Origin of the sequence: Tetzosporium hominis (assembly GCF_002265435.1) — a bacterium.
GTDB lineage: Bacteria > Bacillota > Bacilli > Bacillales_A > Planococcaceae > Chryseomicrobium > Chryseomicrobium hominis.
In genome coordinates, this window is the sequence record NZ_NOKQ01000267.1 from 1 (window position 1) to 6692 (window position 6692).

The following is a 6692-nucleotide window of genomic DNA, read 5'->3' on the forward strand; positions in this document are numbered from 1 at the left end:
CAATTCACTCATTTTTTTCGGTTGACATATTACCACTGGGCTTGGTATGACACTCGTTATTGACCTGCCCTTACTCGCCCGTTACGATTGGCTGCTGATCTTTTGTCTCCTGATGCAGTTCGTTATGGTCAAAACGGGCTTAGAAAGTGTTGATGAACTCAAGGTCATCACCGTCTTTCACTTGATCGGTCTGTTGATGGAGATGTTCAAAGTCAACATGGGTTCTTGGAGCTACCCGGAGGAAGGTCTGTTCAAAATTATGAACGTTCCGCTCTTCAGTGGCTTCATGTACGCAAGTGTTGCAAGCTATCTCTGCCAATTCTGGCGTATCTTTGATGTGAAATTACTTAAATGGCCCTCTCTTTATTTAGCTGTGCCTCTTGCCACTGGTATCTATTTAAACTTCTTCACGCATCACTACATATGGGATTTCCGCTGGGTGCTATTCGGACTTGTCGTTGTTGTATTTTTCCGGACAAAGCTCACGTTTCTCCTTAACCGGTCCCGCATCCACTTGCCTTTGATTGTCTATTTTTTTCTCATCGGCCTTCTGATCTGGGTGGGCGAAAATATCGCGACACTTCTAGGTGCTTGGCATTACCCTGACCAGCAAGACGGTTGGCAACTCGTCCATCTCGGCAAAATCAGCTCTTGGCTGCTTCTTGTCATCGTCAGTTTCTTAATCGTCGCAAACTTGAAAATTGTGAAAGAAAAAATCACGTGAAAAAACCTTCCTCGACTTTCAGGAAGGTTTCATTATCCACAGTTTATATAGAAACAACCAACAGCACTTATCCACATGTTGGTAAGTTTACTTTCAAACCTTATCCACAAAAATGAAAGCATCAAATACTGAACACGTTACTACTTATTAAAAAATTTCCCAGCAAAATCGGCCTATTGATTTTGCTTGGTGTTTTACCATTTCTTAGATTGGATATAACAATGTAACAATTCTTTGGTAAGTTTTTCGACCACGGCATCAAATCTTCGAAGGACTCGAGCTTCTCTAGATCGCGTTGTGGAAGTTCTTCGAAAAAAGTTGCAGGTAGTAGAAAGGATTGAGTCCATTTTCCTTGGCAGTCTCGATGAGACTGTATGTGATGGCGCTTGAAGTGGCTCCTCCTGTCGAGGCTGCTAACAGCCAATTCTTCCTGCCGATAACAAATGGTTATCTCTACTTAGAATCCTAAAAATTCCATTGTTCTATTCCTCTCTCATAGTATTAGAAGCTTATGAAAAAAATAATTTATGTAATCATTGTTATTGCTATTGTAGGTCTAGCTATCAATCTATTAGGAAATAGAGCTAATCAAGACAAGGATTTAGCTAAAGAAATTGACTCCTTTTTAGAAAAGGGAGTCACACAAATTGATTTAACAGAGGTAGCCCAATTTCCCTGGACTCAAGTCAGTTTATTTGAGCCCTATACAACAAATGAATCAATTGACGCTTCAATGAATATTCAATTTAAAGGTGACAATGGCGGAATTGATATGTTGGACGATCGTTTTTTATTGGTATTTGCTGATGAAAAAAATGCTGTCAGAACTGTTGTTCTTTCAAGGGAACATGGTACCTATACTATAAAAAACAACAAATTTTTAATTATCGATTGATAGTTCTCTCCAACCTATGGACAGGTTATTAATCACCTACTTTAAAAAGGATTTCGGAATGTAGTGTACTCCAAAAGTTAGAATTTCAGTTATATTGGCTGATTTTGTTTGATGCACTCGTTGCTACAGTAGAAAATGAAAACAGTATCGACATTCCTCAATTATTGTATTTTAAGCGAAAATAAAACCAGTTGGAAATTGAGCAGAATACTTTTTTCATTCATGATGGCGACCTAAAAAGATTGTATAAAACCATAATCTGAAAACCTATATACTACGTCCACAATACCGGAATTGCTGTACGAAAAATGACCCTCGATATTAATCGACGGTCATTTCACATGTTATTAGCTATTTTTCTTTTAGCTGAGTCTAACCCCTGAGTCACTAAAGTTATTTCACACCCAGGTAGTTGACAATCTTATTTGCTGTATCTAATTGCTTTAAATTCGTTCTGTTTGCTGAAACCTTAAATGATAGGTACTGCATCACTAGTGTTGCATAAATATTGACGAAATATTCAGTCAATATGTTTCAATTATTTTTGCCAAAAAGGGAAGCATCCGAATAAAGGTAGCACTGTCCATTTGATAGATTTATACAATTCGACTAAGGCAACAGAAGTGGAGAGTCTACTTTACGGAACCGCTTGGTCTTCGATCCGGCAGAGCCAATGTCGAGACTCCGTCCAAAGTTTCGCTTTAAGCAGGCGCGTAATGGTCAAAATCGACTTTTTACTTTTCGTTTCCATCTGAATCAGCACGTTTAAGCAGTAAGCGATCAGCACGAGGTAAATCTGATTTTTTACGGCGTTCTCGCTTTGCCCGTAGAAATGCTTGATGTTCACGTGTTGCTTGATTCACTTAAAAAACAATTCGATTGCCCACCGGGATCGGTAGATATCGCTGATTTCCGTTGCGGTGAGATCAAATCGGTTGGTGATCAGGCGCAACTCGCCGCCATTGCCGTCCGGAACGACGATGATCCGGAAAAAGTTTTCCGTACAGTTCGTCGCGCTTCCAATGAGTGCCATCGTATCCGAAACGGTATCACATCCTTGCGGAAGTGGGAAGTTTTCGATTGAGTTGACGATGGAATTCCGTTTCAAGCGACAGACAAAAAAGCGAGCGTCATCGGTGAACTGATCAAATTGTCCATAATCCATGTAACCCCGGTCAAAAACATACATGGCTTCCTTATCGTCGACGAGGACTTCCAGCTGATTGCGGTCGGATTCCTTGGCATTCGTGATGACTTCCTTGTCGGGATAATGCGTTCCCTTTTCATCGAAAACGATGCGTAGATGCAATTTGACACCAGCTTTGGTCTTACGAAATTTCGCCCACTCAAACTGGTTGACGTTTAAGGGAAGCGTGGTGGAGTCAATGATTTTCAACGGCATCGCGCCATGAGGTACCTGCTTCTTCCCTTTGACCTGACTCATGAGCTGCAGGAAAAGATTCGAAAGAATCGCCGGATCTAGCTCATTGTTTTTTCTGGAGAGCTGGGACACGCTAATGGATTCAACTCCGGCTGCCTGGGCAAGGTCATCGCTCGCAAGTGCGGCTTTGAGCGCATGAAGGCTGTCCGTTTGTGTTAGATGGGCGTGCAACATCAACAGTGTATAGGCCTGTGTTGTCAGTTTTTTTGTGTAGCGATCTTGTCCGTGAATCATCACGGTTTCGTTAAATTTTTCAAAATTTATGGGGCTAACCCATTTACCAAATGAAGTTTTTCGTGTATTCTTGTCCATGCGTGAGTCCTTTTTATTGGATTTGGACAGGAACTACCTGACCTTTCCATTATAAAGGACTTTTTCTTTTGATTTTCGTCAGTTTTTGAATGTTTTATGAATTCCTAATCTTCAAAATAAATTAACGCGACACTAGTGGTACTGCATAGACAATAAAACGGTCAGATGCAGCGCCAAATAGTTGAAACGGATAACAGGTAACCAAAACCAGCTCTTCCTTATCACTTGATTGGATAATGGATGTGTCACTGCCTTTCACCACATCTGTTCCAATCACTCTATATTCGTACGTTCCATATGGCATAGTAATTTTGATCAAATCATCTTCTTTAATGCCCTCCAAAGGTTCAAAAACGGTGTCTCGGTGCCCGGCCAGTAAAATTTGATCGTTCTGTCCCGGAAGCTTGGTAGATGGCATATGACCTACACCCTTACGTAGTGATCCTTCATCTGTGCCAGAAATGATTGGTGCCTCAATCTTTACGGAGTCAATTTCAATTACACCAGCATTGTCCCCTACCTCCAACTGAAAATCTGGAAGCAGATCAGTTTCCTCTTCTCCCTTTGCTGAGCCTTCTACAGACTTCTGCTTTCCAGCAATTAATTCTTTATTTTCTTCAATCATCTGCTTTGCAGCGATTAGTTCTTTGTCGACTTCCGCACTGCCTTGAACTAATTCATACATGGCATAACTGACGACTAAGAAGCCAATTAATAGAAAACCAATGCCTGCTCGCTTCATTGCCCTCACTCCTAAAATAAAGGCCCTCTTTAATCAAGAGAAAAAAGAGGGCCTCCTTATTACATTACTTCAAGTGTCTTACGACGTTTGTTCCAAACTAGCAACATTATCATTCCGATAATCATCATGAGGCCACCCATAATCATTATATTGAACGTATTCGTTGCTGTTTGTGGCAATTTATCTTGAACCGGTTGATCTGGTTCAGGGTGATCGGGTTGTGGCTCTGTTGGTTGTGGCTCTGTTGGTTGTGGCTCTGTTGGTACTGGATTAGACGTAATTTTTTCATACACATAAGTCACGGTTTGTGAACCGTCTGTGAATGTGCCGTTCGCGTTCTCCGGCTGCTCGACAAGTTTGTATCCTTCAATTTCTTTCGGAGTAGACGTGTATTCACTTCCTACTTCGCCTGTTAGTTTTTCAGAATCTGCGATCGGATTTCCATCTTGATCGACGTAAATTACTTTGACTTCCCCTGATACTGGTGTGTCTTTGATTTTTTCATACACATAAGTCACGGTTTGTGAACCGTCTGTGAATGTGCCGTTCGCGTTCTCCGGCTGCTCGACAAGTTTGTATCCTTCAATTTCTTTCGGAGTAGACGTGTATTCACTTCCTACTTCGCCTGTTAGTTTTTCAGAATCTGCGATCGGATTTCCATCTTGATCGACGTAAATTACTTTGACTTCCCCTGATACTGGTGTGTCTTTGATTTTTTCATACACATAAGTCACGGTTTGTGAACCGTCTGTGAATGTGCCGTTCGCGTTCTCCGGCTGCTCGACAAGTTTGTATCCTTCAATTTCTTTCGGAGTAGACGTGTATTCACTTCCTACTTCGCCTGTTAGCTTTTCAGAATCTGCGATCGGATTTCCATCTTGATCGACGTGCTTAATTGTTACTTCTCCCATTTCCACAGGTACTTCTGTCGAACTGTAAACATAAACAACTGTCTGTGGTGCTTCTTTAAACGTCCCATTTGCATTGTCAGGTGTAATAACAAGCTCGTAGCCATCAATCGCGGCAGGAGACGTACTGTAAGCCTCTCCGATCACGTCTGTCAGCATTTGTGGGTCAGCCAACGGGTTACCATCCTCATCAACAAATATAACGTTCACGATGCCATTCTGCGGTTCTACAGCGATCTTCGAATATACATAAGTGATTATTTGAGTATCCGCAGTGTAGATTCCTGAAGCATTTTCAGGAGTCACAATCAGCTCATATCCTTCAATCACAGCAGGATCAGTACTATAGGCTGCACCTACCACTCCCGTATATGCCTGTGAATCTTTCAAAATATTACCGGCCTCATCCACAAATTGAACCACAATCGCTCCTTGTGTCTCAACCGGCTCTTCCGGAATTAGCGCATAAACATAAGTAACAACTTGTGTTCCTTCTGTAAATACCCCCGCGGCATTTTCTGGTGTTGCAATTAATTCGTATCCTTCAATTTGAACTGGTTGAGTTGAATATGGCGAATTAACTTCACCTGTGAACGAATCACGTGTTACCAGAGATTCTCCCTGTTCATTAACATATTCAACAAGTACGGTTCCAGTAGGTACTTCTGTTTCAACTGGTGCATAGACATACGTAACAATCTGTTGTTCACCTGTGAACGAACCAGCAGCATTTCCTGGTGTTTGAACTAATTCATAACCAGCGATTGTTGCTGCTTCTGTGTTGTAAGGTGAACCGATTACACCTGTCACTGTCTCGGCTGCTATCAATTCATTCCCTTCTTCATCCACGTGTACAACGACAATGGTACCCATCGGATCAGCTTTTTTAACGTATACATACTTGATGATTTGAGGCTCATTGCTGAATGATCCGTCCGCATTGAAAGGAACTTCAACTAATTCATAGCCGGCAATCTCAAGTGGTGTTGTCGCATAGCCGGATCCAATAAGACCCGAACTAACAGTCGGACTGGCAATCGGATTTCCATTTTCATCTACATACTCAATAACGATAACACCTTTCACTTCCGTTACTTCCTCAGGCGTGTAGACATAGGTTACAGACTGCGTTTCTTTCGTAAAGGAACCAGACGCATTGTTAGGCACGGCAACTAGCACATACCCTTCAAACACTTTTTCTTCCGTCGTGTAGCCCGTTCCGACTTCCCCTGATAGAAGCTCCGTTCCGGCTAGCGGGTTGCCTTCTGAATCGACATGGTTAACGACAACTGTACCCGTTTCAACCGGCATCTGGACAGGTTTATACACATAAGTCACCGTTTGCGGATCCTCTGTGAATTCTCCTGTTGCATTGGACGGTGTTTCGATTAGTTCAAATCCTTCGATTTCAGGTGCGGTGGTTTCATATGGCGAACCAACCTCTCCTGTTTCCACCGTTGGATCAAGAAGCGGGTTTCCATCTTCATCTACGTACTCAACTGTAAGAGTTCCTTCGTTGATAGGGTCCTGTTTTGGTGCATAGACATAAATAACGGTCTGGGCCTCTTTTGTGAACTCACCAGACGCGTTGGCCGGTGTCTCGATCAGCACGTAGCCTTCAATTTCTTCCGGTGTCGTTTCATATTCTTCTCCGACCACACCACTTTGTG

4 protein-coding genes and 2 pseudogenes are annotated in these 6692 nt (G+C 42.2%); 2 read left to right on the top strand and 4 right to left on the bottom strand.

Annotated elements, in window-relative coordinates; translation table 11 throughout:
* The first annotated feature begins 46 nt into the window (after nucleotides 1–46).
* Nucleotides 47–724, top strand: coding sequence for a DUF817 domain-containing protein (locus CF394_RS11980; RefSeq protein WP_094943917.1), 678 nt, complete (start codon nucleotides 47–49; stop codon nucleotides 722–724).
* Nucleotides 725–1042: 318 nt separating this feature from the next.
* Here the strand turns inward: CF394_RS11980 and CF394_RS16380 are convergent.
* A pseudogene (locus CF394_RS16380) lies at nucleotides 1043–1171 on the bottom strand (transposase domain-containing protein); the annotation flags it as partial.
* A gap of 64 nt (nucleotides 1172–1235) precedes the next feature.
* Between CF394_RS16380 and CF394_RS11985 the strand changes: the two are divergent.
* Nucleotides 1236–1619 (top strand): hypothetical protein, encoded by a 384-nt coding sequence (locus CF394_RS11985; protein ID WP_094943919.1) that lies wholly within the window; start codon nucleotides 1236–1238, stop codon nucleotides 1617–1619.
* A gap of 637 nt (nucleotides 1620–2256) precedes the next feature.
* Here CF394_RS11985 and CF394_RS11990 read toward each other — a convergent pair.
* From CF394_RS11990 to CF394_RS12000, 3 genes and pseudogenes are all read right to left on the bottom strand, one after another.
* Nucleotides 2257–3372, bottom strand: a pseudogene (locus tag CF394_RS11990) (IS4 family transposase).
* A gap of 121 nt (nucleotides 3373–3493) precedes the next feature.
* On the bottom strand, nucleotides 3494–4114 hold the full coding sequence (srtD, locus tag CF394_RS11995; RefSeq protein WP_094943920.1) for a class D sortase, LPxTATN-specific: 621 nt from the start codon (nucleotides 4112–4114) through the stop codon (nucleotides 3494–3496).
* Nucleotides 4115–4173: 59 nt separating this feature from the next.
* The coding region (locus CF394_RS12000; RefSeq protein ID WP_165767554.1) for a MucBP domain-containing protein at nucleotides 4174–6692 on the bottom strand (2519 nt) is incomplete at its 5' end.

Bases quoted from the DNA above. Each gene is read 5' to 3' on its own strand.
- CF394_RS11980 (WP_094943917.1), top strand. From the start codon at position 47: ATGACACTCGTTATTGACCTGCCCTTACTCGCCCGTTACGATTGGCTG.
- CF394_RS11985 (WP_094943919.1), top strand. From the start codon at position 1,236: ATGAAAAAAATAATTTATGTAATCATTGTTATTGCTATTGTAGGTCTA.
- srtD (WP_094943920.1), bottom strand. From the start codon at position 4,114: ATGAAGCGAGCAGGCATTGGTTTTCTATTAATTGGCTTCTTAGTCGTC.